Origin of the sequence: Streptomyces sp. NPDC127177 (genome assembly GCF_042672475.1) — a bacterium.
GTDB lineage: Bacteria > Actinomycetota > Actinomycetes > Streptomycetales > Streptomycetaceae > Streptomyces.
Map to the genome: position 1 here is coordinate 14,278 of NZ_JBHXUW010000039.1, position 26,442 is coordinate 40,719.

At 69.1% G+C, this 26,442-nt stretch carries 24 protein-coding genes; 23 read left to right on the top strand and 1 reads right to left on the bottom strand.

The features are described 5' to 3' along the window. Positions 1-8: 8 nt before the first annotated feature. The 23 genes from lysA (at position 9) to ACFVJX_RS23535 (ending at position 24,429) form a co-directional block, all read left to right on the top strand. The gene (gene lysA, locus ACFVJX_RS23425) at positions 9-1,400 is read left to right on the top strand and encodes a diaminopimelate decarboxylase (RefSeq protein ID WP_384129510.1); all 1,392 of its coding nucleotides are present in this window, start codon (positions 9-11) and stop codon (positions 1,398-1,400) included. A 125-nt stretch (positions 1,401-1,525) separates the two neighbouring features. Beyond that, positions 1,526-2,827 carry a homoserine dehydrogenase gene (locus ACFVJX_RS23430; RefSeq protein WP_384129507.1) on the top strand — a complete coding sequence of 434 codons (1,302 nt, stop codon included), beginning with the start codon at positions 1,526-1,528 and terminating at the stop codon, positions 2,825-2,827. 6 nt (positions 2,828-2,833) lie between these two features. Continuing rightward, complete coding sequence (gene thrC, locus ACFVJX_RS23435; RefSeq protein ID WP_384129504.1) at positions 2,834-3,904, top strand: threonine synthase; 1,071 nt, start codon at positions 2,834-2,836, stop codon at positions 3,902-3,904. A gap of 361 nt (positions 3,905-4,265) precedes the next feature. Further along, positions 4,266-5,183 (top strand): homoserine kinase, encoded by a 918-nt coding sequence (thrB, locus tag ACFVJX_RS23440; protein ID WP_384129501.1) that lies wholly within the window; start codon positions 4,266-4,268, stop codon positions 5,181-5,183. Positions 5,184-5,573: 390 nt separating this feature from the next. Continuing rightward, positions 5,574-7,649, top strand: coding sequence for a transcription termination factor Rho (rho, locus tag ACFVJX_RS23445; RefSeq protein ID WP_384129498.1), 2,076 nt, complete (start codon positions 5,574-5,576; stop codon positions 7,647-7,649). Positions 7,650-8,016: 367 nt separating this feature from the next. Next, positions 8,017-9,117: an LCP family protein gene (locus tag ACFVJX_RS23450; protein WP_384129495.1), complete on the top strand. Its 1,101-nt coding sequence runs from the start codon at positions 8,017-8,019 to the stop codon at positions 9,115-9,117. A gap of 143 nt (positions 9,118-9,260) precedes the next feature. Then, positions 9,261-9,485, top strand: coding sequence for a 50S ribosomal protein L31 (gene rpmE, locus ACFVJX_RS23455; RefSeq protein ID WP_123461667.1), 225 nt, complete (start codon positions 9,261-9,263; stop codon positions 9,483-9,485). A 151-nt stretch (positions 9,486-9,636) separates the two neighbouring features. Then, positions 9,637-10,713 carry a peptide chain release factor 1 gene (prfA, locus tag ACFVJX_RS23460; RefSeq protein WP_384129491.1) on the top strand — a complete coding sequence of 359 codons (1,077 nt, stop codon included), beginning with the start codon at positions 9,637-9,639 and terminating at the stop codon, positions 10,711-10,713. 59 nt (positions 10,714-10,772) lie between these two features. Beyond that, positions 10,773-11,618: a peptide chain release factor N(5)-glutamine methyltransferase gene (prmC, locus tag ACFVJX_RS23465; RefSeq protein ID WP_384129488.1), complete on the top strand. Its 846-nt coding sequence runs from the start codon at positions 10,773-10,775 to the stop codon at positions 11,616-11,618. A 55-nt stretch (positions 11,619-11,673) separates the two neighbouring features. Further along, a complete protein-coding gene (locus tag ACFVJX_RS23470; RefSeq protein WP_384129485.1) occupies positions 11,674-12,321 on the top strand; it encodes an L-threonylcarbamoyladenylate synthase in 648 nt (215 codons plus the stop codon). Next, the gene (locus tag ACFVJX_RS23475; protein WP_384129482.1) at positions 12,318-12,959 is read left to right on the top strand and encodes a protein-tyrosine-phosphatase; all 642 of its coding nucleotides are present in this window, start codon (positions 12,318-12,320) and stop codon (positions 12,957-12,959) included. The genes ACFVJX_RS23470 and ACFVJX_RS23475 overlap by 4 nt, the downstream gene beginning before the upstream one ends. A gap of 123 nt (positions 12,960-13,082) precedes the next feature. After that, positions 13,083-14,336: a serine hydroxymethyltransferase gene (gene glyA, locus ACFVJX_RS23480; RefSeq protein ID WP_384129480.1), complete on the top strand. Its 1,254-nt coding sequence runs from the start codon at positions 13,083-13,085 to the stop codon at positions 14,334-14,336. 115 nt (positions 14,337-14,451) lie between these two features. Next, positions 14,452-15,831, top strand: a complete 1,380-nt coding sequence (locus ACFVJX_RS23485) for an MraY family glycosyltransferase (RefSeq protein WP_384129477.1) — start codon at positions 14,452-14,454, stop codon at positions 15,829-15,831. Between the two features lie 261 nt (positions 15,832-16,092). Further along, positions 16,093-16,530 carry a hypothetical protein gene (locus ACFVJX_RS23490; RefSeq protein WP_384129473.1) on the top strand — a complete coding sequence of 146 codons (438 nt, stop codon included), beginning with the start codon at positions 16,093-16,095 and terminating at the stop codon, positions 16,528-16,530. A 210-nt stretch (positions 16,531-16,740) separates the two neighbouring features. Then, positions 16,741-17,577 carry a F0F1 ATP synthase subunit A gene (atpB, locus tag ACFVJX_RS23495; RefSeq protein ID WP_384129558.1) on the top strand — a complete coding sequence of 279 codons (837 nt, stop codon included), beginning with the start codon at positions 16,741-16,743 and terminating at the stop codon, positions 17,575-17,577. Between the two features lie 73 nt (positions 17,578-17,650). Continuing rightward, entirely contained in the window at positions 17,651-17,890 is a 240-nt protein-coding gene (locus ACFVJX_RS23500) for an ATP synthase subunit C (protein WP_055538220.1), read from the top strand. Positions 17,891-17,940: 50 nt separating this feature from the next. After that, positions 17,941-18,474, top strand: coding sequence for a F0F1 ATP synthase subunit B (locus ACFVJX_RS23505; RefSeq protein ID WP_384129555.1), 534 nt, complete (start codon positions 17,941-17,943; stop codon positions 18,472-18,474). Beyond that, positions 18,471-19,286 (top strand): F0F1 ATP synthase subunit delta, encoded by an 816-nt coding sequence (locus tag ACFVJX_RS23510; protein WP_384129470.1) that lies wholly within the window; start codon positions 18,471-18,473, stop codon positions 19,284-19,286. Before ACFVJX_RS23505 ends, ACFVJX_RS23510 begins: the two co-directional genes overlap by 4 nt. A gap of 140 nt (positions 19,287-19,426) precedes the next feature. Then, entirely contained in the window at positions 19,427-20,998 is a 1,572-nt protein-coding gene (gene atpA, locus ACFVJX_RS23515) for a F0F1 ATP synthase subunit alpha (protein WP_384129467.1), read from the top strand. A gap of 3 nt (positions 20,999-21,001) precedes the next feature. Beyond that, the gene (locus tag ACFVJX_RS23520; RefSeq protein ID WP_384129464.1) at positions 21,002-21,916 is read left to right on the top strand and encodes a F0F1 ATP synthase subunit gamma; all 915 of its coding nucleotides are present in this window, start codon (positions 21,002-21,004) and stop codon (positions 21,914-21,916) included. Then, positions 21,916-23,358, top strand: a complete 1,443-nt coding sequence (atpD, locus tag ACFVJX_RS23525; RefSeq protein ID WP_384129461.1) for a F0F1 ATP synthase subunit beta — start codon at positions 21,916-21,918, stop codon at positions 23,356-23,358. Before ACFVJX_RS23520 ends, atpD begins: the two co-directional genes overlap by 1 nt. Before the next feature lie 109 nt (positions 23,359-23,467). Next, positions 23,468-23,842 (top strand): F0F1 ATP synthase subunit epsilon, encoded by a 375-nt coding sequence (locus tag ACFVJX_RS23530; RefSeq protein ID WP_384129458.1) that lies wholly within the window; start codon positions 23,468-23,470, stop codon positions 23,840-23,842. 140 nt (positions 23,843-23,982) lie between these two features. Then, positions 23,983-24,429 carry a DUF2550 domain-containing protein gene (locus ACFVJX_RS23535; RefSeq protein ID WP_384129455.1) on the top strand — a complete coding sequence of 149 codons (447 nt, stop codon included), beginning with the start codon at positions 23,983-23,985 and terminating at the stop codon, positions 24,427-24,429. A gap of 93 nt (positions 24,430-24,522) precedes the next feature. On the opposite strand, the gene ACFVJX_RS23540 is transcribed toward ACFVJX_RS23535, so the two are convergent. After that, entirely contained in the window at positions 24,523-26,403 is a 1,881-nt protein-coding gene (locus ACFVJX_RS23540; RefSeq protein ID WP_384129453.1) for a glycosyl hydrolase family 18 protein, read from the bottom strand. Positions 26,404-26,442 lie beyond the last annotated feature (39 nt).

A 26,442-nucleotide genomic window follows, 5' to 3' on the forward strand; every position in this document is an offset into this window, starting at 1 on the left:
GCAACACGATGAGCCGATCCGCACACCCCGCCGGTCCCCGTCACGCCGACGTCATGACCGAGGGCCACTACTCCGCCCCGGCCGAGGACCTCAACGTCCTCGACGAGAAGGTCTGGTCCCGCACCGTCACCCGTGACGAGCACGGCGCGCTGACCGTCGGCGGTATCGAAGTCGCCCGGCTGGCCGAGGAGTTCGGTACTCCCGCCTACTTCCTGGACGAAGCCGACTTCCGGGCCCGCTGCCGTGCCTGGTCCGACGCCTTCGGCCCCGGCGCCGACGTCTTCTACGCCGGCAAGGCCTTCCTCTCCCGCGCGGTCGTGCGCTGGCTCCAGGAGGAGGGACTCAACCTCGACGTCTGCTCCGGCGGTGAGCTGACCACCGCGCTGGACGCCGGGATGCCCGCCGAGCGCATCGCCTTCCACGGCAACAACAAGACGGTCGACGAGATCGAGCGGGCCGTCACGGCGGGCGTCGGCCGGATCGTGCTCGACTCCTTCCAGGAGATCGTCCGCGTCTCGCACATCGCACAGCGTCTCGGCCGGCGCCAGCCCGTGCAGATCCGGGTGACCGTCGGCGTCGAGGCACACACCCACGAGTTCATCGCCACCGCGCACGAGGACCAGAAGTTCGGCATCGCGCTGGCCGACGGACAGGCCGCCGAGGCGGTCCGGCGGGCGCTCACCCTCGACGGTCTCGAGCTCATCGGCATCCACTCGCACATCGGCTCGCAGATCTTCGACATGGCCGGCTTCGAGGTCTCCGCCCGGCGCGTGGTGCAACTCCTCGCCGAGGTGCGCGACGAGCACGGCGTCGAACTGCCCGAGATCGACCTCGGCGGCGGCCTCGGCATCGCGTACACCTCCGACGACGACCCGCGCGAACCGCACGAGATCGCCAAGTCGCTGGGCGACATCGTGACCCGCGAGTGCGAGTCCGCCGGTCTCGACACCCCCCGGATCTCCGTCGAGCCCGGCCGCGCCATCGTCGGACCGACCGCCTTCACGCTGTACGAGGTCGGCACGATCAAGCCGCTGGAGGGGCTGCGCACCTACGTCAGTGTCGACGGCGGGATGTCGGACAACATCCGTACCGCGCTGTACGACGCCGAGTACAGCGTGGCGCTCGTCTCGCGCACATCGGAGGCCGAGCCGATGCTCGTCCGGGTCGTCGGCAAGCACTGCGAGAGCGGCGACATCGTCGTCAAGGACGCCTTCCTGCCCTCGGACCTGGCCCCCGGCGACCTCATCGCCGTGCCCGCCACCGGCGCGTACTGCCGTTCCATGGCGAGTAACTACAACCACGCCCTGCGCCCGCCCGTCGTCGCCGTGCGCGACGGAGAGGCGCGGGTCATCGTCCGGCGCGAGACGGAGGAAGATCTCCTGCGTCTCGATGTCGGCTGATGCCGTATTTCCCGGGACGCACCCCAGGTCCCCCGTAAACATCTCAGGATCCGGACGGGTGGCAGGAACGCCCGTCCGGTGAGTGAGACTGGTCCATACATCAGATGTAAAGGAAACGAGGTCGGATGATGCGTACGCGTCCGCTGAAGGTGGCGCTGCTGGGCTGTGGAGTGGTCGGCTCAGAGGTGGCGCGCATCATGACGACGCACGCCGACGACCTCGCCGCGCGCATCGGCGCGCCGGTGGAGCTCGCCGGTGTCGCCGTGCGCCGGCCCTCCAAGGTGCGCGAGGGCATCGACCCCGCACTGATCACCACCGACGCGACGGCCCTGGTCAAACGGGGCGACATCGACGTCGTCATCGAGGTCATCGGTGGCATCGAGCCCGCCCGCACGCTCATCCGCTCCGCCTTCGAGCACGGCGCCAGCGTCGTCTCCGCCAACAAGGCCCTGCTCGCCGAGGACGGCGCGGCCCTGCACGCCGACGCCGAACAGCACGGCCGGGACCTCTACTACGAGGCCGCCGTCGCCGGTGCCATCCCGCTCGTCCGGCCGCTGCGCGAGTCCCTCGCGGGGGACAAGGTCAACCGGGTCCTCGGCATCGTCAACGGCACCACGAACTTCATCCTCGACAGGATGGACACCAGCGGCGCCGGGTACTCCGAGGCGCTCGACGAGGCCACCGCGCTCGGCTACGCCGAGGCCGACCCCACCGCCGACGTCGAGGGCTTCGACGCCGCCGCCAAGGCCGCGATCCTCGCCGGGATCGCCTTCCACACCCGGGTGAAGATCGGTGACGTGCACCGCGAGGGCATCACCGAGGTCACCGCCGCCGACATCGCGTCCGCCCGCCGCATGGGCTGCACAGTCAAGCTCCTCGCCATCTGCGAGCGCGCCGCCGACGGGCGGTCGGTCACGGCCCGCGTGCACCCCGCGATGATTCCGCTCAGCCACCCGCTGGCCTCCGTCCGCGAGGCGTACAACGCGGTGTTCGTCGAGGCCGAGGCCGCCGGGCAGCTGATGTTCTACGGTCCAGGCGCGGGCGGCGCTCCGACCGCCTCCGCGGTCCTCGGTGACCTCGTCGCGGTCTGCCGCAACAAACTCAACGAGGCCCCCGGCCCCGGTGAGTCCGCGTACACGCGTCTGCCGGTCAGCCCCATGGGTGATGTCGTCACGCGGTACCACATCAGTCTCGACGTGGCCGACAAGCCTGGCGTACTCGCCCAGGTAGCGACGGTCTTCGCCGAACAGGGCGTATCCATCGATACGGTCCGCCAGAAAGGCCGACAGGACAAGAGCGGCGAGGCTTCGCTCGTCGTCGTCACCCACCGCGCGCCCGACGCCGCCCTCTCCGGGACCGTCGAGGCGCTGCGCAAGCTCGACACCGTACGCGGTGTCGCCAGCATCATGCGTGTTGAAGGGGAGTAAGGACCCATGACCACCAAGGGCACCCACCAGTGGCGCGGCATCATCGAGGAGTACCGGGACCGTCTCCCGGTCACGAGCACGACGCCGGTCGTCACGCTCCGTGAGGGCGGCACGCCGCTCGTACCCGCTCAGGTCCTCTCCGAGCGCACGGGCTGCGAGGTGCACCTCAAGGTCGAGGGCGCCAACCCCACCGGGTCCTTCAAGGACCGCGGAATGACCATGGCGATCACCCGGGCCAAGGAGGAGGGTGCGCAGGCCGTCATCTGCGCCTCCACCGGCAACACCTCCGCCTCCGCCGCCGCGTACGCGGTCCGCGCGGGCATGGTCTGCGCCGTCCTCGTGCCGCAGGGCAAGATCGCGCTCGGCAAGATGGGGCAGGCGCTCGTGCACGGCGCCAAGATCCTCCAGGTCGACGGAAACTTCGACGACTGCCTGACGCTGGCCCGCTCGCTCTCGGACAACTACCCGGTGGCGCTGGTCAATTCGGTCAACCCGGTCCGCATCGAGGGCCAGAAGACCGCGGCCTTCGAGATCGTCGACGCACTCGGCGACGCCCCGGACATCCACGTGCTGCCGGTGGGCAACGCGGGCAACATCACCGCGTACTGGAAGGGCTACACCGAGTACGCCGGGGACGCCCTGTCCACGCACAAGCCGCGGATGTGGGGCTTCCAGGCCTCCGGCTCGGCGCCCATCGTGCGCGGCGAGGTCGTCAAGGACCCGTCGACCATCGCCACCGCCATCCGGATCGGCAACCCGGCCTCGTGGCAGTACGCGCTCGCCGCACGGGACGAGTCGGGTGGATTCATCGACGAGGTGACGGACCGGCAGATCCTGGCCGCGTACCGGCTGTTGGCTTCGCAGGAGGGCGTCTTCGTGGAGCCCGCGTCGGCCGCGTCGGTCGCCGGTCTGCTCAAGGCGGCCGAGGAGGGCAAGGTCGACCGGGGCCAGCGGATCGTCTGCACGGTCACCGGCAACGGACTGAAGGACCCGGACTGGGCCGTCGCCGGTGCGCCGCAGCCGGTCACCGTCCCGGTGGACGCGGTCGCCGCCGCCGAGAAGCTCGGCCTCGCGTAGTACGCACCGCACGGCTTGCCACGCCGCTGCCCCGGACCCCGGCGCCTTTCGGGTCCGGGGCGGCGGCACGGCCGCGAATTCGTCAGGAAGGCGGCCCAACCGCCTTTTTCGGGACGGAGAGCGCACCGGCGGTGTGCGACACGCATCGTGCGCCTCCTGTGCGCCCTATGTCGCCACAGAACCTTCCTTCGATAAGCTGTACCCAACCCACCCCGCCGCATATGCCCGGGGTGCGCAGGCCGTAGCGGCCGTCGGTCCATTCCCGGACTCGTGCAATACCCCGAAGAGCCGCAGAAGAGACCCCGAATATCTCGCGGCCCCTCGAATTCCCCGCCGCCTCACAAGGAGAGTCGTCAGAGCGATGGCCGGTCCCGCCTTCCGAGCCGCCGCCGTACGGGTGCGCGTACCGGCAACCAGCGCCAATCTGGGCCCGGGCTTCGACGCCCTCGGCCTCTCGCTGGGCCTGTACGACGACGTCGTCGTCCGCGTCGCCGACGCCGGGCTGCACATCGACATCGCGGGCGAGGGCGCGGACACGCTGCCCCGCGACGAGAACCACCTGCTCGTACGGTCCCTGCGCACCGCCTTCGACCTGCTCGGCGGACAGCCCCGCGGCCTGGAGATCGTCTGCGCCAACCGCATCCCGCACGGACGCGGCCTCGGCTCGTCCTCCGCCGCCATCTGCGCGGGCATCGTCGCCGCCCGCGCCGTGACGACCGGCGGCGACGCCCGACTGGACGACACGGCGCTGCTGGAGCTCGCCACCGAGATCGAGGGCCACCCGGACAACGTCGCGGCCTGTCTGCTCGGCGGGTTCACGCTCGCCTGGATGGACGGCGGGTCGGCCCGCGCGATCAGGATGGACCCTGCGGATTCCATCGTTCCGGTGGTTTTCGTCCCCGGCAACCCGGTGCTCACCGAGACCGCCCGCGGACTGCTGCCGCGGACCGTCCCGCACGTCGACGCCGCCTTCAACGCGGGCCGTGCCGCCCTCCTCGTCGAGGCCATGACCAGGCGCCCCGAGCTGCTGCTCACGGCCACCGAGGACCGGCTGCACCAGGAATACCGCTCACCGGCGATGCCGCAGAGCGTGGAACTCGTGAACCGGCTGCGCGCGGACGGCGTCCCCGCAGTCATCTCCGGTGCCGGCCCCACCGTGCTGGCACTGGCCGAGGACGGTGCGGCCGACAAGGTCGCACGGCTGGCGGGCGAGGGATGGGCGGCCAATCGGCTGTCTCTCGACGCCCCGGGTGCGAGCGTGCTGCCGCTCGCCCCGTAGCCGAGAAGTGATTGCCGGGGCGTGAGAGGGGGAATGTTTGTTGGAGCCGGTAGTGTTAACCTCAAGTCTGCAATCGACGTCTATGTGGCGCGTTGCTTCGTGTCCCTTTCCGGGACCACCATTTCTTCCGGGAGCCTCCCCAACTGCCTGAGCAGCCTGCCTGAGCAGTTTCGAGCACGCTCCGGAACCGGCACGACACCCCTCGCTCGTCCAGGAGTGGGCCGAGCAGGGGGATGCTCGCGCCGGGCCCATGCACACGTTCACCTCTCCGCCGTACCTACCCGGCGGACCACCGCCCCGGCACGGTCCGCACAACCAAAGACCGCAGTCGGACAGCACAACCGGTCGCCGAGCCAGAAGGCCGACGTCCGCTCCAGGGAAGGACCCTTCGTGAGCGACACCACCGATCTGATGGGCGTGACTGCCGACAAGAGCGTCGACAGTGCCGCGCCCGCCGAAGGTGCTGCCACTGGCACCACCGCACGGCGCCGCCGCTCCGGCACCGGCCTTGACGGCATGGTCCTGGCCGAGCTGCAGCAGGTCGCGTCCGGCCTCGGTATCAAGGGCACTGCGCGGATGCGCAAGAGCCAGCTGATCGAGGTCATCAAGGAGGCCCAGGCCGGCTCCTCCGCCCCCAAGGCCAAGGCCGCCCCCGCGGCCTCCGCCGACGAGGCCGAGACCAAGCCGAAGCGCCGGGCCACCTCCAAGGCGCGCACCGGCGCCGGGGACGAGACGCCGGCCGCCGCTCCCGCGGACAAGTCTGCCGCCCAGCAGCAGATCGACATCCCCGGTCAGCCGGCCAACGACGAGCAGCCCGCGGGCGAGCGCCGTCGCCGTCGTGCGACCGCTCAGGCGGGCAGCCCGGAGACCAAGACCGACTCCAAGGGCGACACCAAGGCGCAGTCCAAGGACCGGACGCAGGACGAGCCGAAGCGTGAGACGCCCGCCGAGGACCGTTCCGAGTCCAAGGCCGAGACCGCCGCGGACAACGCCGAGGGCCGTCGTGGCGACCGGCAGGACCGTGGGCAGCGTGGCGACCGCGGTGACCGCGGCGACCGCCGTGAGCGCCAGCGCGACCGCCGCGGCAAGGGCGGCGACGAGCAGGGCGGCGGCCAGGGCGGCCAGCGCCAGCAGCGCCAGGGTCAGGGACAGGGCCAGAACCAGGGTCAGAACCAGGGCCAGGGCCAGCAGGGCGGCGGCGGACCGCAGGACGACGGCTTCGACGACGAGGGCGGCCGTCGTGGCCGCCGTGGCCGTTACCGCGACCGCCGTGGCCGTCGTGGCCGCGACGACTTCGCGAGTGACGCACCGCCGGTCACCGACGACGACGTCCTGATCCCCGTCGCGGGCATCCTGGACATCCTCGACAACTACGCGTTCATCCGGACCTCCGGCTACCTGCCGGGCCCGAACGACGTGTACGTCTCGCTGGCGCAGGTCCGCAAGAACGGACTGCGCAAGGGCGACCACGTCACCGGCGCGGTGCGCCAGCCCAAGGACGGCGAGCGCCGCGAGAAGTTCAACGCGCTGGTCCGCCTCGACTCGGTCAACGGCATGGCGCCCGAAACCGGCCGCGGCCGCCCGGAGTTCCAGAAGCTGACGCCGCTCTACCCGCAGGACCGGCTCCGCCTGGAGACCGACTCCAACATCCTGACGACGCGGATCATCGACCTGGTCGCCCCCATCGGCAAGGGCCAGCGAGGCCTGATCGTGGCCCCGCCGAAGACCGGTAAGACCATGATCCTGCAGGCGATCGCCAACGCGATCACGGTCAACAGCCCCGAGTGCCACCTGATGGTCGTCCTGGTCGACGAGCGTCCGGAAGAGGTCACCGACATGCAGCGGTCGGTGAAGGGCGAGGTCATCTCCTCGACCTTCGACCGTCCCGCCGAGGACCACACCACCGTCGCCGAGCTGGCCATCGAGCGCGCCAAGCGCCTCGTGGAGCTGGGTCACGACGTGGTCGTCCTGCTGGACTCGATCACCCGTCTGGGACGCGCGTACAACCTCGCCGCCCCGGCCTCCGGCCGCATCCTGTCCGGTGGTGTCGACTCGACCGCGCTGTACCCGCCGAAGCGCTTCTTCGGTGCCGCGCGGAACATCGAGGACGGTGGCTCGCTGACCATCCTGGCCACCGCGCTCGTCGAGACCGGCTCGCGCATGGACGAGGTGATCTTCGAGGAGTTCAAGGGCACCGGCAACATGGAGCTCAAGCTCGACCGCAAGCTCTCCGACAAGCGCATCTTCCCGGCGGTGGACGTCGACGCGTCCAGCACCCGTAAGGAAGAAATCCTGCTCGGCAGCGACGAGTTGGCGATCGTCTGGAAGCTGCGCCGGGTGCTCCACGCGCTCGACCAGCAGCAGGCGATCGAGCTCCTCCTGGACCGGATGAAGAAGACCCAGTCCAACGCGGAGTTCCTGCTCCAGATCCAGAAGACGACGCCGGCCCCGGGCAATAACGACTAGCTCGCAGCCGCACGGCAGCCGTCCACAGGGCCGCCCCCGCCACTTCGGTGCCGGGGGCGGCCCTGTGCCGTGCGCCGGGCGCGGCGGGGCTGCCCGGACCGTTGCCGATCCGAGACCTTCGCCACACGGACACCGCACCGCACCTCCGTCCCGCGTCGCCGGCCCCGGGCAGGAAACCGCAGGTGAACGCCGGATCATCGGCTGCCGCCGCGCTCCTCGGCACCGCCCTCCGCTTACCCGGACGCCACCGGGCCCTGTGCAACCCTTCTTGTCGCCGCCGCGTCGTACTCAAGAGCGACGAGGCGCGCTGGGACCCGCACACCACAGCAGGGGGTAGCCGGGAGCAGTCGAGGGAACGAGGAGACGGATGACCGAGCAGAGCGGGAGCAACAGCCGAATACGGGCCACCGGCAAACGCCGGAGGAAGGCGTCCCGCCGCCGCAGGGGGATCGTCATAGCCGCCTGGAGCCTGGCCGGACTGGTCGTGGTCGGCGGGGGCGGACTCGGTTACGCCTACTTCCAGCTCGACGGCAACCTCAAGGCCGTCGACATCAACAACGCCCTCGGCAAGAACCGTCCCAAGAACGTCGACAACGGCTCCGAGGACATCCTCGTGCTGGGCTCCGACTCCCGCTCCGGTGCGAACGCGAAGTACGGCGTCGACCAGGGAGGCGCCCGTTCGGACACCGCGATGGTCCTCCACGTCAACAAGGGCCACAAGAGCGCGAGTGTCGTCTCCATCCCGCGCGACACCCTCGTCTCCCGGCCCGAGTGCAAGAGCGACGAGAGCGGCGCGGACGTCCCGGGCGTGCAGCGCGCGATGTTCAACACCGCGTACGAGGTCGGCGGTCCGGCCTGCGCGGTCAAGACCGTCGAGTCGATGTCCGGGATCCGGATGGACCACTACCTGGAGGTCGACTTCACCGGCTTCAAGAAGCTGATCGACAAGCTCGGCGGCGTCGGGATCACCACCAAGAAGGCGATCAACGACCCCAAGAGCCATCTCGACCTGGAGCCGGGCACCCAGACGCTGAACGGCGAGGAGTCGCTCGGACTGGTCCGTACCCGCCACAGCGTCGGCGACGGCAGCGACCTCGGCCGGATCCAGCTCCAGCAGTCCTTCATCAAGGCGCTGATGGTGCAGGCGAAGAGCGTCGGCATCCTCAACGGCACCAAGCTGTACGGTCTCGCGGACACGGCGACCAAGGCCATCACGACCGACTCCGACCTGGGCTCGGTCAAGAAGCTCGCGGGCTTCGCCAACGGCATCAAGGGCCTGGGCTCCGACGACGTCCACATGGTGACCCTGCCGGTCGAGTACGACCCGGCCGACCCGAACCGCGTCATACCGCAGGAGAAGGCCGGCAAGCAGGTCTGGGCGGCGCTCCGCACCGACCGGCCGATCCCCGCGTCCGCCACCGAGAAGTCCGCGGGCGACAAGGGTGACGCGGGCGACATCGTCCAGTGACCGGGAGTGCCGGGGAATAGTTCCCCGCCCACCCCGGTTTTGGGAGATACGGCCGGTCCTGGCAGACTGGTCCGTCGGCCCCGGTTCACGGACACGCAATCCGCGCGTACGACCCGGAGCCCTCCCGAAACTAGGAGAATCCCTTGAAGCGCGAAATCCACCCCCAGTACGTCGAGACCCAGGTCAGCTGCACCTGTGGCGCGTCGTTCACCACCCGGTCCACCCTGGACAGCGGCGCCATCCGTGCGGACGTCTGCTCCGAGTGCCACCCGTTCTACACGGGCAAGCAGAAGATCCTCGACACCGGTGGCCGTGTGGCCCGCTTCGAGGCCCGCTTCGGCAAGGCCGCCGGCTCCGCCAGCAAGTAGCGAGCCAACTGCGCCGGTTCTCGGCGCCCTCTTCCCAGGGGGCGCCGTGACCGGCGTTTTTTCCGGCCGGGACACGGCGCCCCCGTATCCCGCCCGGCAGGCATCCCGCCGGCCGGCAGGCACGTCGAGCGTAGAAACCAGGAGCCCGAAGATGTTCGAGGCGGTCGAGGAACTGATCGGCGAACAGTCCGATCTCGAGAAGAAGCTCGCGGACCCGTCGGTCCACGCCGACCAGGCGAACGCGCGCAAGCTCAACAAGCGCTACGCCGAGCTGACCCCGATCGTCGCCACGTACCGCTCCTGGAAGCAGAACGCCGACGACATCGAGACGGCCCGCGAGTTCGCCGCCGACGACCCCGACTTCGCCGCCGAGGTCAAGGACCTGGAGAAGGAGCGCGAGGAGCTCACCGAGAAGCTCCGCCTCCTGCTCGTGCCCCGGGACCCCAGCGACGACAAGGACGTGCTCCTGGAGATCAAGGCGGGCGCGGGCGGCGACGAGTCCGCCCTGTTCGCCGGCGATCTGCTGCGGATGTACCTGCGCTACGCCGAGCGCGTCGGCTGGAAGACCGAGATCATCGACTCCACGGAGTCCGAGCTCGGCGGCTACAAGGACGTCCAGGTCGCGGTGAAGACCAAGGGCGGCAACGGGGCCACCGAACCCGGCCAGGGAGTCTGGGCCCGGATGAAGTACGAGGGCGGCGTGCACCGTGTGCAGCGCGTGCCCTCCACCGAGTCCCAGGGCCGCATCCACACCTCCGCCGCAGGCGTGCTCGTCACGCCCGAGGCCGAGGAGGTCGACGTCGAGATCCACGCCAACGACCTGCGCATCGACGTCTACCGCTCCTCGGGCCCCGGCGGCCAGTCCGTCAACACCACGGACTCCGCCGTCCGCATCACGCACCTGCCCACCGGTGTCGTGGCCTCCTGCCAGAACGAGAAGAGCCAGCTCCAGAACAAGGAGCAGGCCATGCGCATCCTGCGCTCCAGGCTCCTCGCCGCCGCTCAGGAGGCCGCTGAGCAGGAGGCCTCGGACGTACGGCGCAGCCAGGTGCGTACGGTCGACCGTTCCGAGAAGATCCGTACGTACAACTTCCCGGAAAACCGGATCTCGGACCACCGCGTCGGCTTCAAGGCGTACAACTTGGACCAGGTGCTCGACGGTGAGCTGGACGCCGTGATCCAGGCATGCGTCGACGCCGACTCCGCAGCCAAGCTCGCCGCCGCCTGAGACGGCCGACCCAAGCTCCACCACCCCGCACCGCTCGTGAACCTGTACGGAGAACCGCGATGAACCTGCTGCTCGCCGAGGTGGCCCAGGCCACCCAGCGGCTGGCCGACGCCGGTGTGCCTTCGCCGCGATTCGACGCGGAGGAACTCGCCGCGTTCGTGCACGGCGTCAAGCGGGGCGAGCTGCACAACGTGCCGGACGCCGACTTCGACGCCCGCTACTGGGAGACCATCGCCCGGCGCGAGGCCCGCGAACCGCTCCAGCACATCACCGGACGCGCCTTCTTCCGCTATCTGGAACTCCAGGTGGGGCCCGGGGTCTTCGTGCCGCGCCCGGAGACCGAGTCGGTGGTCGGCTGGGCGATAGACGCCGTCCGCGCGATGGATGTCGTCGAACCGCTGATCGTCGACCTCTGCACGGGATCCGGGGCCATCGCCCTCGCCATGGCCCAGGAGGTGCCGCGCTCACGCGTGCACGCCGTGGAGCTGTCCGAGGACGCCCTCAAATGGACCAGGAAGAACGCCGAGGAGTCCAGGGTCACCGTGCACCGGGGAGACGCTCTGACGGCCCTTCCCGAGCTCGACGGGCAGGTCGACCTGGTCATCTCCAACCCGCCGTACATCCCGCTCACCGAATGGGAGTACGTGGCACCGGAGGCCCGTGACCACGACCCCCAGATGGCACTCTTCTCCGGTGAGGACGGCCTCGACACCATCCGGGGCATCGAGCGCACCGCACACCGTCTGCTGCGCCCCGGCGGCCTCGTCGTCATCGAGCACGCCGACACCCAGGGCGGGCAGGTGCCGTGGATCTTCACCGAGGAGCGGGGCTGGGCCGACGCGGCCGACCACCCCGACCTGAACAAGCGCCCCCGGTTCGCCACGGCCCGCAAGGCGATGCCGTGACCGGCGGCCAGGACCCGTTCCAGCCCTACCCGAACACGCTTGAGGAGGCCGGCTGATGGCACGGCGATACGACTGCAACGACGCGACCGACCGTACGACGGGTCTGCGCGAGGCCGCGTCCGCCGTCCGCCGCGGTGAACTGGTCGTGCTGCCCACCGACACGGTGTACGGGATCGGTGCGGACGCCTTCAGTACCGAAGGCGTCGTCGACCTGCTGGACGCCAAGGGGCGCGGCCGCAACATGCCGACCCCCGTCCTGATCGGTTCCCCGAACACCCTGCACGGTCTGGTCACCGACTTCTCCGAGCAGGCCTGGGAGCTCGTCGACGCCTTCTGGCCCGGCGCCCTCACGCTCGTCGCCAAGCACCAGCCGTCCCTCCAGTGGGACCTCGGCGACACCCGCGGCACCGTCGCCATCCGGATGCCGCTGCACCCGGTCGCCATCGAGCTGCTCACCGAGGTCGGCCCGATGGCCGTCTCCAGCGCCAACCTCACCGGACACCCCTCGCCCGAGGACTGCGACGCCGCCCAGGAGATGCTCGGCGACTCCGTCTCGGTCTACCTCGACGGCGGTCCGACGCCGGGCATCGTCCCGTCCTCGATCGTCGACGTCACCGGCAAGGTGCCGGTCCTGCTGCGCGCCGGCGCGCTCTCCGCGGAGGAGCTGCGCAAGGTGGTACCCGACCTCGAGGTGGCCAATTGACCGCCCCTGAGGGGCGTGGCATAGCGGGGCAGACCGACACTTTCCGCATCCTCCACGTCAGCACCGGCAATGTCTGCCGCTCGCCGATCACCGAGCGGCTGACCCGCCATGCCCTCGTGGACCGCCTCGGCGACCCGCTCCAGGGCGGTCTGATCGTGGAGAGTGCCGGTACCTGGGGGCACGAGGGTGCCCCGATGGAGGCCAACGCCGAGGTGGTCCTCGCCGACTTCGGCGCCGACGCCACCGGCTTCGTCGGCCGTGAGCTGCTGGACGAGCACGTGATCCGTGCCGATCTGGTCCTCACCGCCACCCGCGACCACCGGGCCCAGGTGATCTCGATGGGGCACTCGGCCGGCCTGCGGACCTTCACGCTCAAGGAGTTCACCCGGCTGGTCCGGGCCATAGACCCCGCGACGCTGCCCGACGCCGCCGACGAGGGCGTTGTCGAACGCGCCCGCGCGCTGGTCCGCGCGGCCGCCGCGCTGCGCGGCTGGCTGCTGGCCCCGACCGCGGAGGCCGACGAGGTGTACGACCCGTACGGCGCCCCGATCACGTTCTTCCGGTCCATCGGCGACGAGATCAACCAGGCCCTGGAGCCGGTCGTCACGGCCTTGACCGGCGTATCCGCCCCGCGCTGAGCGGCTGGGGCCCTTCCCCGTCCGTACGGGTGCATCCGGCGCCGTGACAGCGGGCAGCGGGCCCCTCGCGGGCCTACATTGGAGCTGACGCCAGCGCACTCCTCCCCAGGCCCGGAGCCCCCGATGCCGGTCACCACTCCTGCCGCCCGCACAGCCACCCTGCCGCAGGACTTCGGCGCCCTGCTCAGGGAGGACCCGGAGATCGCCGATGTGCTGCTGGGTGAGGTACGGCGGCAGTCCGGCACGCTCCAGCTGACCGCCGCCGAGAACTTCACCTCGCCCGCCGTCCTCGCCGCCCTCGGCTCGCCGCTCGCCAACAAGTACGCCGAGGGCTACCCCGGCGCCCGCCACCACGGCGGCTGCGAGCAGGCGGACGCAGCCGAGCGCATCGCCGTCCGGCGGGCCACCGCGCTCTTCGGCGCCGAGCACGCCAACGTCCAGCCGCACTCCGGCTCCTCGGCCGTACTCGCGGCGTACGCGGCGCTGCTGCGGCCCGGCGACACGGTGCTCGCGATGGGACTCCCGTACGGCGGGCACCTCACCCACGGCTCACCCGCCAACTTCTCCGGCCGCTGGTTCCGGTTCATCGGCTACGGCGTGGACTCCGAGAGCGGGCTGATCGACTACCAGCAGGTGCGCACCCTGGCACGCACCCACCGCCCGAAGGCGATCGTCAGCGGCTCCATCTCCTACCCGCGCCACCCGGACCACCAGGCCTTCCGCGAGATCGCCGACGAGGTGGGCGCCTACCTCATCGCCGACGCCGCGCACCCGATGGGGCTGATCGCCGGGGGAGCGGCCCCGAACCCCGTCCCGTACGCGGACGTCGTCTGCGCCACCACCCACAAGGTGCTGCGCGGACCGCGGGGCGGCATGATCCTTTGCGGCAGCGAGCTGGCGGAGCGGATCGACCGGGCGGTCTTCCCCTTCACCCAGGGTGGCGCCCAGATGCACACGGTGGCGGCGAAGGCCGTTGCGTTCCACGAGGCGGGGACACCGGCCTTCGCCGCGTACGCCCATCGCGTGGTCTCCCACGCCCGGGTGCTGGCCGCCGGACTGGAGGCCGAGGGGTTCGACGTCACCACCGGCGGCACGGACACCCACCTGATCGTCGCGGATCCTGCCCCGCTCGGCGTCGACGGTCGGACCGCCCGCGCCCGGCTGGCCGCCGCGGGCCTGGTGCTGGACACCTGCGCGCTTCCGTACGGAGACGCCCGGGGCATCAGGCTGGGCACCGCCGCCGTCACCACCCAGGGCATGGGCGACGCCGCCATGACCCGGCTCGCGGTGCTGTTCGGTGCCGCGGTCCGCGAGGAGGGCGACGTCCTCACGGAGGTGCGGGAACTGGCCGCGAAATTTCCGCCGTACCCCGGGTGACATGGCCCCTATGTCCTGAATGGGGGCGCCTCGTGCAACCATCGCCCGTACCGCCGTGTCCTCAACCATGAGGCCGACATAGTTAAGGTGTGGGCTGAGATGGCCGGCGACATTTGTGGGGCAGCCCGTGCGTGATTACTTGCTGACGCTCTGTGTCACGGCTGCGGTGACGTATCTGCTCACCGGCCCGGTGCGAAAGTTCGCCATCGCGGTCGGGGCGATGCCCGCGATCCGTGCGCGTGACGTCCACCGGGAACCGACCCCGAGGCTCGGTGGCATCGCCATGTTCGGCGGGCTGTGCGCCGGTCTGATCGTCGCCGATCACCTGGCCAACCTGGACAGCGTCTTCGACCTCTCCAGCGAGCCCCGGGCGCTGCTCTCCGGCGCCGCGCTGATCTGGCTGATCGGTGTCCTGGACGACAAGTTCGAGATCGACGCCCTGATCAAGCTCGGCGGACAGATGATCGCCGCGGCGGTCATGGTCCTCCAGGGCCTGACGATCCTGTGGCTGCCGATCCCGGGCGTCGGCACGGTCGCCCTCACCCAGTGGCAGGGCACGCTGCTCACGGTGGCCCTGGTCGTCATCACGATCAACGCGGTGAACTTCGTCGACGGACTGGACGGTCTGGCGGCCGGCATGGTCCTCATCGCATCCGCCGCGTTCTTCCTCTACACCTACCGGCTCTGGTACGGGCACATGATCGAGGCGGCCGCCCCGGCGACGCTGTTCACGGCGATCCTGATGGGCATGTGCCTCGGCTTCCTGCCGCACAACATGCACCCGGCCCGGATCTTCATGGGCGACTCGGGCTCGATGCTGATCGGCCTGGTCCTGGCGGCCGGCGCGATCTCCGTCACCGGACAGGTCGACCCGGACACGATGAAGATCTTCGAGGGCAGCGAGCGCCAGGCGACCCACGCGATGCTGCCGGTCTTCATCCCCCTGCTGCTGCCGCTCACCATCATCGCGATCCCGGCGGCCGACCTGGTGCTGGCGATCGTGCGGCGCACCTGGAACGGCCAGTCGCCCTTCGCGGCGGACCGCGGCCATCTGCACCACCGCCTGCTGGAGATCGGCCACTCGCACAGCAGGTCGGTGCTGATCATGTACTTCTGGTCGGCCCTGATCGCCTTCGGTGCGGTCGGCTACTCCGTGCACTCGGCCTCGATGTGGATCGTCCTGGTGATCGTGGGCCTGAGCGCGCTCGGGCTGATTCTGCTCCTGATGCCCCGCTTCACCCCGCGCGCTCCGCTGTGGGCGCAGCGCGTCGTGCCGCCCCGCTACCGGCGCCGGCGCCGTGGGCCCGCGGAGGCCGAGGCGGGGGCGACGGACGGCCAACAGGCTTCCCCGGATGCCCAGATGGGGCAGGACGGCGCCGAGGGGGCGACGCGGGCCCCGATCGCCGCAGGAGTCTCCGGCGTCAACGGGGCGACCGCTGTTGGCCCTCGTTCGCGTTTCCCGGACCGGCGCAAGGCTGGTTCGACGCGTCGATGATTCGGTCATCAAGGGGCATTACCAGACAACTCGTTGGGTTGTCCCGCTCACACGCGCCAAGTAGCTCTCACGTGTGACAGCAACCACACTTTTTGAGTAAAGACCTCATCAAATAGTTTGTGATACCGTTCACGAAGCCCGGTGACAGAGCCGAAGGACCTGAGTAGCACGGTCCATTGGCCCGAGGCATCGACTCGGACCGGGCGCCTACGCTCGTCCATGACGACACACTGCCGACCCCCAGCAAGCGGAGCTGCCGCCATGCCGTCCAATGACGTCCGGACTCTCCTCCAGACCGCCGTACCCACCGCTGTCGCCGGCGCCGTAGCCGCCGCCGTCAGCGCTGGCGTCGCGGGTGGCAAGGGAGCCCTGGGCGCGATCATCGCGACGGTCGTGGTCGTCCTCTTCATGGGGATCGGACTGGTGGTCCTGCAACGGACCGCCAAGTCCCTGCCCCACCTGTTCCAGGCGATGGGGCTGATGCTGTATACGGCCCAGCTCCTCCTGTTGGTCATCTTCGTGGCTGTCTTCAAGAACACCACGATGTTCAACCCGAAGGCCTTCGCGATCACACTGGTCGTGACGACTCTCGTGTGGATCGGCGCACAGGCGCGTGCGCATATGAAGGCCAAGATCCTTTACGTCGAACCCGACTCCGACAAGGGCGAGAAGTCCGAGAGCACGGGGTCCCGGGCGTGAAGGGTAGGGGCGGGATAAACGCGAGTTCAGGACCCTGCTATCGTCCGGTTCCAACTGCGGCACTGCGGGCGCGGGCATGTGAGCTGACGCCTGCTCGATCGCGAGGCTCATTGCCTGACTGCCGCTCACACATCCGTAACACCAGTCCAGTGCCGAACCGCGGCTGCGCGCCGCGCCGACACAACGAGGTTGCCGTACCTATGCGCCACGCTGAAGGAGCCCGCGGTGAGTGCTGACCCGACACAGGTGCTCGCCTTCGAGACCGATTGCCACATCTTTTCCGGCTGTGGTTTCGACGCACCTGGCTTGCATTCGTTCCTGTTCGAGCCCCTGTGGGGTGACGCGGACAGCAACCTGTACTTCAACAAGCCGATGCTGCTGGCCCTGCTCGGCTCGATCATCATCGTCGGCTTCTTCTGGGCCGCCTTCCGCAAGCCGAAGGTCGTCCCTGGCAAGCTGCAGATGATTGCCGAGACGGGATACGACTTCATCCGCCGCGGCGTCGTCTACGAGACGATGGGGAAGCGCGAGGGCGAGAAGTACGTTCCGCTCGTCGTCTCGCTGTTCTTCTTCGTCTGGATGATGAACCTCTGGTCGATCATTCCGGTCGCCCAGTTCCCGGTGACGTCGATCATCGCGTACCCCGCGGTGCTCGCGATCCTCGTCTATATCCTGTGGGTCAGCCTGACGTTCAAGCGCCATGGCTTCGTCGGGGCGTTCAAGAACTTTGCACACTTCGACAAGTCTCTTGGCGGGGTGGCGTACCTCGCCGGAGCCATCGAGCTGTTCTCGAGCCTGCTGGTTCGGCCGTTCACTCACGCCGTCCGACTGTTCGCGAACATGTTCGCGGGACACACGCTGCTGCTGCTCTTCACGATCGCCAGTTGGTACCTGTTGAACGGCATCGGTTTCGCCTACGCGGGCGTCTCCTTCGTGATGACCGTTGTGATGACGGCCTTCGAGCTCTTCATCCAAGCGCTGCAGGCGTACGTCTTCGTGCTGCTGACCTGCACCTACATCCAGGGTGCGCTCGCAGAGGACCACTGAGTCCCGCCCGAACCATCCGTACTCGTCCGGTGGCCAACCCCCACCGGTTCTTGAAAGAGAAGGAAGAACTGGCATGTCTTCGACCCTTGCCGCTGTCACCGGCGACCTGAAGGCTCTCGGCTCCATCGGCTACGGCCTCGCGGCCATCGGCCCCGGCGTCGGCGTCGGCATCATCTTCGGTAACGGCACCCAGGCCCTGGCCCGTCAGCCCGAGGCTGCCGGCCTGATCCGTGCCAACCAGATTCTCGGCTTCGCCTTCTGTGAGGCGCTCGCCCTCATCGGTCTGGTCATGCCGTTCGTCTACGGCTCCTGATCCACGGATTCAGACAAGCCCCCTAGACGAAAGGCACTGACGTGAGCCAGATGCTTACGATCGCGGCTGAGACGGAAAACCCGCTCATCCCGCCGATCCCTGAGCTCGTCATCGGCCTCATCGCCTTCCTCATCGTCTTCGGCTTCCTCGCCAAGAAGCTCCTCCCGAACATCAACAAGGTTCTGGACGAGCGTCGCGAGGCCATCGAAGGCGGTATCGAAAAGGCCGATGCGGCCCAGACCGAGGCCCAGAGCGTTCTTGAGCAGTACAAGGCTCAGCTCGCCGAGGCCCGCCACGAAGCCGCTCGTATGCGCCAGGAGGCGCAGGAGCAGGGCGCCGTGATCCTGCAGGAGATGCGGGCGGAAGGTCAGCGGCAGCGCGAGGAGATCGTCGCCGCGGGTCACGCCCAGATCGAGGCCGACCGCAAGGCCGCGGCGTCCGCGCTGCGTCAGGACGTGGGCAAGCTCGCCACCGCCCTGGCCGGCAAGCTCGTCGGCGAGTCCCTCGAGGACCACGCCCGGCAGAGCGGCACCGTCGACCGTTTCCTCGACGAGCTCGAGGCGAAGGCCGAGGCCGTCCGATGAACGGCGCGAGCCGCGAGGCACTGGCTGCCGCACGTGAGCGTCTCGACGCACTGACCGACAGCACGTCGGTCGATGCGGCGAAGCTCGCCGAGGACCTGGCCGGCGTCACGGCGCTGCTGCACCGCGAGGTGTCGCTGCGCCGGGTCCTGACCGACCCGGCGCAGGCCGGCGAGGCCAGGGCCGAGCTGGCCGGGCGTCTGCTGCGCGGCCAGGTGGGCGGCGAAGCCGTCGATCTGGTCTCCGGCATGGTCCGTTCGCGCTGGTCGCGCTCGCGTGACCTGGTCGACGCGGTCGAGGCACTGGCCAACACCGCGGACCTCACCGCCGCCCAGCGCGGCGGAGACCTCGACGACGTCGAGGACGAGATCTTCCGGTTCGGCCGGATCGTCGCCTCCGACCCGGAGCTGCGCGCCGCGCTCACCAGCCGGACCGCGACCTCCGCCGCCAAGGGCGAGCTGCTCCGCAGCCTGCTCGGCGGCAAGGCACGGCCCGTCACCGAGCGCATCATCGTGCGGCTTGTCACCCAGCCCCGGGGACGTAGCCTGGAAGAGGGACTCGAGTCCCTCTCCAAGCTTGCCGCGGAGCGCCGTGACCGTACGGTCGCGATCGTCACCTCGGCAGTGCCGTTGAACGACCGGCAGAAGCAGCGCCTCGGCGCCGCCCTGGCGAAGATCTACGGCCGCCAGATGCACCTGAATCTCGATGTGGACCCCGAGGTCCTCGGCGGAGTCACGGTGCGCGTCGGTGACGAGGTCATCAACGGCACCATCGCGGAGCGTCTCGACGAGGCGACCCGACGGATGGCCGGCTGACCCAGCCCGGCGCAGTAACAGAGACAGAGCAAGACCAGCGGCCCGGTTGGGCCGTGCAGAAATTGCAGAAGATTCCTGGGGGTCGGCCCCCAGACCCCCTTAAGAAACTTCGGGCCCAACAAGGAGAGCAGGGAACCCAGATGGCGGAGCTCACGATCCGGCCGGAGGAGATCCGGGACGCGCTGGAGAACTTTGTCCAGTCGTACAAGCCGGACGCGGCCTCGCGCGAGGAGGTCGGTACGGTCAGCGTTGCCGGCGACGGCATCGCGAAGGTGGAGGGCCTGCCCTCCGCCATGGCGAACGAGCTGCTGAAGTTCGAGGACGGCACCCTCGGTCTCGCCCTCAACCTCGAGGAGCGCGAGATCGGTGCGATCGTCCTCGGCGAGTTCAGCGGAATCGAGGAGGGCCAGCCGGTGCAGCGCACCGGTGAGGTGCTCTCCGTCGGCGTCGGCGAGGGTTACCTCGGCCGCGTCGTCGACCCGCTCGGCAACCCGATCGACGGTCTCGGCGAGATCGCGACCGACGGCCGCCGCGCCCTCGAGCTGCAGGCCCCTGGCGTCATGGTCCGTAAGTCGGTGCACGAGCCGATGCAGACCGGCTACAAGGCCGTCGACGCCATGGTGCCGATCGGCCGTGGTCAGCGTCAGCTGATCATCGGCGACCGTCAGACGGGTAAGACCGCGCTGGCCGTCGACACGATCATCAACCAGCGTGACAACTGGCGTTCGGGCGACGTGAACAAGCAGGTGCGCTGCATCTACGTCGCCATCGGTCAGAAGGGCTCCACCATCGCCTCCGTGCGCGGTGCCCTCGAAGAGGCCGGCGCGCTCGAGTACACGACCATCGTCGCCGCCCCGGCGTCCGACCCGGCCGGCTTCAAGTACCTCGCGCCGTACACCGGTTCGGCCATCGGCCAGCACTGGATGTACGCGGGCAAGCACGTCCTGATCATCTTCGACGACCTCTCGAAGCAGGCCGACGCCTACCGCGCCGTATCGCTTCTGCTTCGCCGTCCGCCGGGCCGCGAGGCCTACCCGGGCGACGTCTTCTACCTGCACTCGCGTCTGCTGGAGCGTTGCGCCAAGCTCTCCGACGACATGGGTGCCGGTTCGATGACGGGCCTCCCGATCGTCGAGACCAAGGCGAACGACGTGTCGGCGTTCATTCCGACCAACGTCATCTCCATCACCGACGGCCAGTGCTTCCTGGAGTCCGACCTGTTCAACGCCGGCCAGCGTCCGGCACTGAACGTCGGTATCTCGGTCTCGCGAGTCGGTGGCTCCGCCCAGCACAAGGCCATGAAGCAGGTCTCCGGCCGGCTTCGCGTGGACCTCGCCCAGTACCGCGAGCTGGAGGCGTTCGCCGCCTTCGGTTCCGACCTGGACGCGGCCTCGAAGGCCTCGCTGGAGCGCGGTAAGCGCATGGTCGAGCTGCTGAAGCAGCCGCAGTACGCGCCGATCCCGGTCGAGGAGCAGGTCGTCTCGGTCTGGGCCGGCACCACGGGCAAGATGGACGACGTCCCGGTCGAGGACATCCGTCGCTTCGAGAGCGAGCTGCTGGAGTACATGCGCCGCGAGCGCAAGGACCTCCTGACCAGCATTGTCGAGGGCGGCAAGATGTCCGACGACACGCTGCAGTCGATCGCCGAGGCGATCGCCGCCTTCAAGCAGCAGTTCGAGACCTCGGACGGCAAGCTTCTGGGCGAGGGCTGATCGATGGGCGCTCAGCTTCGCGTTTACAAGCGCCGCATCCGCTCCGTCACCGCCACGAAGAAGATCACCAAGGCGATGGAGATGATCGCCGCCTCGCGCATCGTCAAGGCGCAGCGCAAGGTGGCGGCCTCGATGCCGTATGCCACCGAGCTGAACCGTGCGGTCACGGCTGTGGCCACCGGTTCGACCACCAAGCACCCGCTGACCACCGAGGCCGAGACTCCGGCACGGGCCGCGATCCTGCTCGTCACGAGCGACCGCGGTCTGGCCGGCGGTTACTCCTCCAACGCCATCAAGGCCGCGGAGAAGCTGACCGAGCGGCTGCGCGGTGAGGGCAAGGAGGTCGTCACGTACGTGATCGGCCGCAAGGGTGTCGCCTACTACAACTTCCGCGAGCGCAAGGTCGCGGAGTCGTGGACCGGCTTCACCGACAGCCCGACGTACGCGGATGCGAAGCGGGCGGCCGCCCCGTTGATCGAGGCAGTCACCCAGGAGACCGCCGAGGGCGGCGTGGACGAGCTGCACATCGTCTTCACCGAGTTCATCTCGATGATGACGCAGAACCCGGTGGACAACCGGATGCTGCCGCTCAGCCTCGACCTCACGAAGGACGAGGACGGCAAGGGAGAGATCCTGCCGCTGTTCGACTTCGAGCCGTCGGCGGAGGACGTCCTGGACGCCCTGCTTCCGCGGTACGTCGAGAGCCGGATCTACAACGCGCTGCTGCAGGCCGCTGCTTCCGAGCACGCTGCCCGCCGCCGCGCGATGAAGTCGGCCACCGACAACGCCGGTGAGCTCATCAAGAGCCTCTCCCGGCTTGCCAACGCGGCCCGCCAGGCCGAAATCACCCAGGAAATCAGCGAGATCGTCGGCGGTGCCAGTGCGCTGGCCGACGCGACCGCGGGGAGTGACAAGTAATGACGACCACAGTTGAGACGGCCGTTGCCACGGGCCGCGTCGCCCGGGTCATCGGCCCGGTCGTCGACGTGGAGTTCCCCGTCGACGCGATGCCGGAGATCTACAACGCGCTGACCGTCGAGGTGGCCGACCCGGCCGAGGACGGCAAGATCAAGAAGCTGACGCTCGAGGTTGCCCAGCACCTCGGCGACGGCGTGATCCGCGCGATCTCGATGCAGCCCACCGACGGTCTGGTCCGCCAGGCCCCGGTGACGGACACGGGCAACGGCATCACGGTGCCGGTCGGTGAGATGACCAAGGGCAAGGTGTTCAACACCCTTGGTGAGATCCTGAACAAGCCCGAGGCCGAGGCCGAGGTCACCGAGCGCTGGCCGATCCACCGCAAGGCGCCCAACTTCGACCAGCTCGAGTCGAAGACCGAGATGTTCGAGACCGGCGTCAAGGTCATCGACCTTCTCACCCCGTACGTCAAGGGTGGAAAGATCGGTCTGTTCGGTGGTGCCGGTGTCGGCAAGACCGTGCTGATCCAGGAAATGATCTACCGCGTGGCCAACAACCACGACGGTGTGTCGGTGTTCGCGGGTGTCGGTGAGCGTACCCGTGAGGGCAACGACCTCATCGAGGAGATGGCCGAGTCCGGCGTCATCGACAAGACGGCGCTTGTCTTCGGTCAGATGGACGAGCCGCCGGGGACGCGCCTTCGGGTCGCGCTCGCCGGTCTGACCATGGCGGAGTACTTCCGCGATGTGCAGAAGCAGGACGTGCTCTTCTTCATCGACAACATCTTCCGGTACACCCAGGCCGGCTCCGAGGTGTCCACCCTGCTCGGCCGTATGCCGTCCGCGGTGGGTTACCAGCCGAACCTGGCCGACGAGATGGGTCTCCTCCAGGAGCGCATCACGTCGACCCGTGGTCACTCGATCACCTCGATGCAGGCGATCTACGTCCCCGCGGACGACCTGACCGACCCGGCTCCGGCCACCACCTTCGCCCACCTCGACGCGACGACGGTTCTTTCCCGTCCGATCTCCGAGAAGGGCATCTACCCGGCCGTGGACCCGCTGGACTCCACGTCCCGGATCCTGGACCCGCGTTACATCGCGAAGGACCACTACGAGACCGCAATGCGGGTCAAGGGGATCCTTCAGAAGTACAAGGACCTCCAGGACATCATCGCCATTCTCGGTATGGACGAGCTCGGCGAGGAGGACAAGCTCACCGTCTTCCGCGCCCGTCGCATCGAGCGGTTCCTGTCGCAGAACACCCACGTCGCCAAGCAGTTCACCGGCGTGGACGGTTCGGACGTTCCGCTCGACGAGTCGATCGCCGCGTTCAACGCGATCGCCGACGGCGAGTACGACCACTTCCCCGAGCAGGCGTTCTTCATGTGCGGTGGCATCGAGGACCTCAAGGCCAACGCCAAGGAGCTCGGCGTCTCCTGAGCCTCCGGCTCACCGAGGGGGGCGGGTGCGTCCCGTCCCCCTCACCACGCCCCGTAGAATTGACCCAACACCCGGCATGACCGCCGGGTGGTGACCCGAGGAGCCACCCTTGGCTGCTGAGCTGCACGTCGAGCTGGTCGCGGCGGACCGTAGTGTCTGGTCCGGCGAGGCCACCCTGGTCGTCGCGCGCACCACGTCCGGCGACATCGGCGTCATGCCCGGTCACCAGCCGCTTCTGGGTGTGCTGGAATCGGGCCCGGTGACGATCCGCACGAGCGACGGCGCCACTGTCGTCGCCGCCGTGCACGGCGGTTTCATCTCGTTCGCCGACGACAAGCTCTCGCTGCTGGCGGAGATTGCCGAGCTGGCCGACGAGATCGATGTCCAGCGCGCCGAGCGTGCGCTGGAGCGTGCGAAGTCGGACACGGACGGCGCCGCTGAGCGTCGCGCCGATGTGCGACTGCGTGCGGTGGCGGTGCACTAGCCACCCCGCGAAACGGCTTTACCCTCAGCCGCGGCCCGAGCTGGAGACCTCTCCAGACCGTGTCGCGGCTGAGGCGATGCAGGTGCGGTTGAAGTTCTGGCGGTATCCGTTTACTCGACGACGCGAGGAGGTCGGTGGAGATGTTCCTCGCGCTGTGGGTGGGCGGGCTGGTCGTCGCACTGGTCGCGGTTGGACTCTTCGTCTTCGGTCTGCGCCGGCGGCTGATTCAGCGCTCCGGTGGGACCTTCGACTGCAGCCTGCGCTGGAATGTGCCCGTGGAACCCGATCTCTCGGGCAAGGGCTGGGTGTACGGCGTCGCCCGCTACAGCGGCGACAAGGTGAACTGGTTCCGGGTCTTCAGCTACTCCCCGCGCCCGCGCCGGGTGCTGGAGCGGTCCGCGATCGAGGTGGTCGCCCGCCGGCTCCCCGAGGGCGAGGAGGAGCTCGCGCTGCTCTCCGACGCCATCGTGCTCGGCTGTCTCCACCGGGACGTCCGGCTGGAGCTCGCGATGAGCGAGGACGCGCTGACCGGGTTCCTCGCCTGGCTGGAGGCGGCCCCGCCCGGCCAGCGGGTGAACGTGGCGTAGCGGTCCGCGCACGGACGAAAACCGGGGAGACAGGGGGCGGACCTGTCTCCCCGGTGCTTTTCGGGGGTTACGCGTCGTGCGGTGCGGTGGGGATTACTTCAGACCGCTGTTGATCGCGCTCACGAGTTCACCGTTGCTGGTGTCGCCGCTGAACTCCCAGAAGAACGCGCCTCCCAGACCCTGGCTCTTCGCCCAGGTCATCTTGGAGCCGATGGTGGCCGGAGTGTCGTAGCTCCACCAGTTGGTGCCGCAGTGTGCGTAGGCCGTGCCGGCGATGGTGCCGGTGGCCGGGCAGCTGGTCTTGAGGACCTTGTAGTCCTCGATGCCCGCCTCGTACGTACCGGGTGCGGCGCCGGTGGCGGTGGAGCCAGGTGCGTCCTGGGTGACACCGGTCCAGCCTCGGCCGTAGAAGCCGATGCCGAGCAGCAGCTTGGACGCCGGGACGCCCTGGGCCTTCAGCTTGGCGATCGCGTCGGCGGAGTTGAAGCCGGCCTGCGGGATGCCGCTGTACGAGGTGAGCGGGGAGTGTGGGGCGGTCGGGCCCTTGGCGTCCCACGCGCCGAAGAAGTCGTACGTCATCACGTTGTACCAGTCCAGCGACTGTGCGGCGCCGGCGTAGTCGGCCAGGTCGATCTTGCCGCCGGCCGAGCCGTCGGCGGTGATGGCCGCGGTCACCAGGTTGTTGCCGCCGAACTTCGTGCGCAGCGCCGAGGTGATGTTCTTCAGTGCGGCCGGGCCACTGGTGTCACAGGTCAGACCACAGGCGTTGGGGTACTCCCAGTCGATGTCGATGCCGTCGAAGACATCGGCCCAGCGGGGGTCCTCGACCAGGTCGTAGCAGGACTGGGCGAAGGCGGCCGGGTTCTGCGCCGCCTGGCCGAAGCCGCCGGACCAGGTCCAGCCGCCGAAGGACCACAGCACCTTGATGTTCGGGTACTTCGCCTTGAGCTTCCGCAGCTGGTTGAAGCTGCCGCGCAGCGGCTGGTCCCAGGTGTCGGCCACGCCGTCGACGGACTTGTCGGCGGTGTAGGCCATGTCGTAGTCGGCGTAGGAGTCGCCGATGGTGCACTTGCCGCCCTGGACGTTGCCGAAGGCGTAGTTGATGTGCGTGATCTTCGCGGCCGAACCGGAGGTGTCCAGGTTCTTGACGTGGTAGTTCCGGCCGTAGACGCCCCAGTCGGTGAAGTACCCGAGGTTGACCTTGCCGCCGGTGCCCGGACCGCCGGGGTCGGTGCCGCCGCCACCGGTGGTGTGCACCTTGACCGCGCCGCTGGCCGGTCCGGTCTGGTCGGCGGTGTCCCGGGCCTGCACGGTGTACGAGTAGTCGGTGCCCGCGGTGAGGCCGGTGTTGGTGTACGTGGTGCCGGTGACCGTGGCGACGACCGCGCCGTCCCGCAGGACGTCGTAGTTCTTGATGCCGTGGTCGTCGGTGGCCGCGCTCCAGCTCAGCTTCGCGGAGGTGTCGGTGACGGCGCTCGCGGTGGGGGTGCCGGGCGCGGAGGGGGCGTTGTCACCGGGGACGCTGCCGCCGTCGCAGGAGGCGCCGTTCAGCTTGCAGCCCGTGGGGGAGCCGGAGCCGGTGCCGTTGAAACCGAAGGAGACGCTGGCGCCCGGTGCGACCGAGCCGTTCCAGCCGACGTTCTTGGCGGTCCAGTGGGTGCCGGAGCTGGTGACGGTGGCGTCCCAGGCGGAGCCGACGGCGGTGCCGGAGGGGAAGTCCCACTCGATGGTCCAGGAGCTGAGGGCGGTGGTGCCGGTGTTCTTCACCGTCCACTGGCCCTCGAAGCCGCTGCCCCAGTCGGACTTCTTGAGGTATGTGGCGGTTGCCGAGGTAGCTGCTTCGGCCGGGGAGGCCATGCCGACCATCGCGGCGAGCGGAAGGAGTAGGGCGGTGAGGCCCGCGACGGCTCTTGATCTGGTGGCTTTCCCGGCCCCGAATCTGAATCGGGTCCGGCGGGGGGTTTCAGTGCTCAACGGTGCTCCTCGGGTGAGGTCCGGCAAAACGGGGGTGTT

What these genes read in the sequence shown, in the direction of transcription:
- lysA (WP_384129510.1), top strand. Translation starts at nt 9, where the DNA reads ATGAGCCGATCCGCACACCCCGCCGGTCCCCGTCACGCCGACGTCATG.
- ACFVJX_RS23430 (WP_384129507.1), top strand. Translation starts at nt 1,526, where the DNA reads ATGATGCGTACGCGTCCGCTGAAGGTGGCGCTGCTGGGCTGTGGAGTG.
- thrC (WP_384129504.1), top strand. Translation starts at nt 2,834, where the DNA reads ATGACCACCAAGGGCACCCACCAGTGGCGCGGCATCATCGAGGAGTAC.
- thrB (WP_384129501.1), top strand. Translation starts at nt 4,266, where the DNA reads ATGGCCGGTCCCGCCTTCCGAGCCGCCGCCGTACGGGTGCGCGTACCG.
- ACFVJX_RS23450 (WP_384129495.1), top strand. Translation starts at nt 8,017, where the DNA reads ATGACCGAGCAGAGCGGGAGCAACAGCCGAATACGGGCCACCGGCAAA.
- prfA (WP_384129491.1), top strand. Translation starts at nt 9,637, where the DNA reads ATGTTCGAGGCGGTCGAGGAACTGATCGGCGAACAGTCCGATCTCGAG.
- prmC (WP_384129488.1), top strand. Translation starts at nt 10,773, where the DNA reads ATGAACCTGCTGCTCGCCGAGGTGGCCCAGGCCACCCAGCGGCTGGCC.
- ACFVJX_RS23470 (WP_384129485.1), top strand. Translation starts at nt 11,674, where the DNA reads ATGGCACGGCGATACGACTGCAACGACGCGACCGACCGTACGACGGGT.
- glyA (WP_384129480.1), top strand. Translation starts at nt 13,083, where the DNA reads ATGCCGGTCACCACTCCTGCCGCCCGCACAGCCACCCTGCCGCAGGAC.
- ACFVJX_RS23490 (WP_384129473.1), top strand. Translation starts at nt 16,093, where the DNA reads ATGCCGTCCAATGACGTCCGGACTCTCCTCCAGACCGCCGTACCCACC.
- ACFVJX_RS23500 (WP_055538220.1), top strand. Translation starts at nt 17,651, where the DNA reads ATGTCTTCGACCCTTGCCGCTGTCACCGGCGACCTGAAGGCTCTCGGC.
- ACFVJX_RS23505 (WP_384129555.1), top strand. Translation starts at nt 17,941, where the DNA reads ATGCTTACGATCGCGGCTGAGACGGAAAACCCGCTCATCCCGCCGATC.
- ACFVJX_RS23510 (WP_384129470.1), top strand. Translation starts at nt 18,471, where the DNA reads ATGAACGGCGCGAGCCGCGAGGCACTGGCTGCCGCACGTGAGCGTCTC.
- atpA (WP_384129467.1), top strand. Translation starts at nt 19,427, where the DNA reads ATGGCGGAGCTCACGATCCGGCCGGAGGAGATCCGGGACGCGCTGGAG.
- ACFVJX_RS23520 (WP_384129464.1), top strand. Translation starts at nt 21,002, where the DNA reads ATGGGCGCTCAGCTTCGCGTTTACAAGCGCCGCATCCGCTCCGTCACC.
- atpD (WP_384129461.1), top strand. Translation starts at nt 21,916, where the DNA reads ATGACGACCACAGTTGAGACGGCCGTTGCCACGGGCCGCGTCGCCCGG.
- ACFVJX_RS23535 (WP_384129455.1), top strand. Translation starts at nt 23,983, where the DNA reads ATGTTCCTCGCGCTGTGGGTGGGCGGGCTGGTCGTCGCACTGGTCGCG.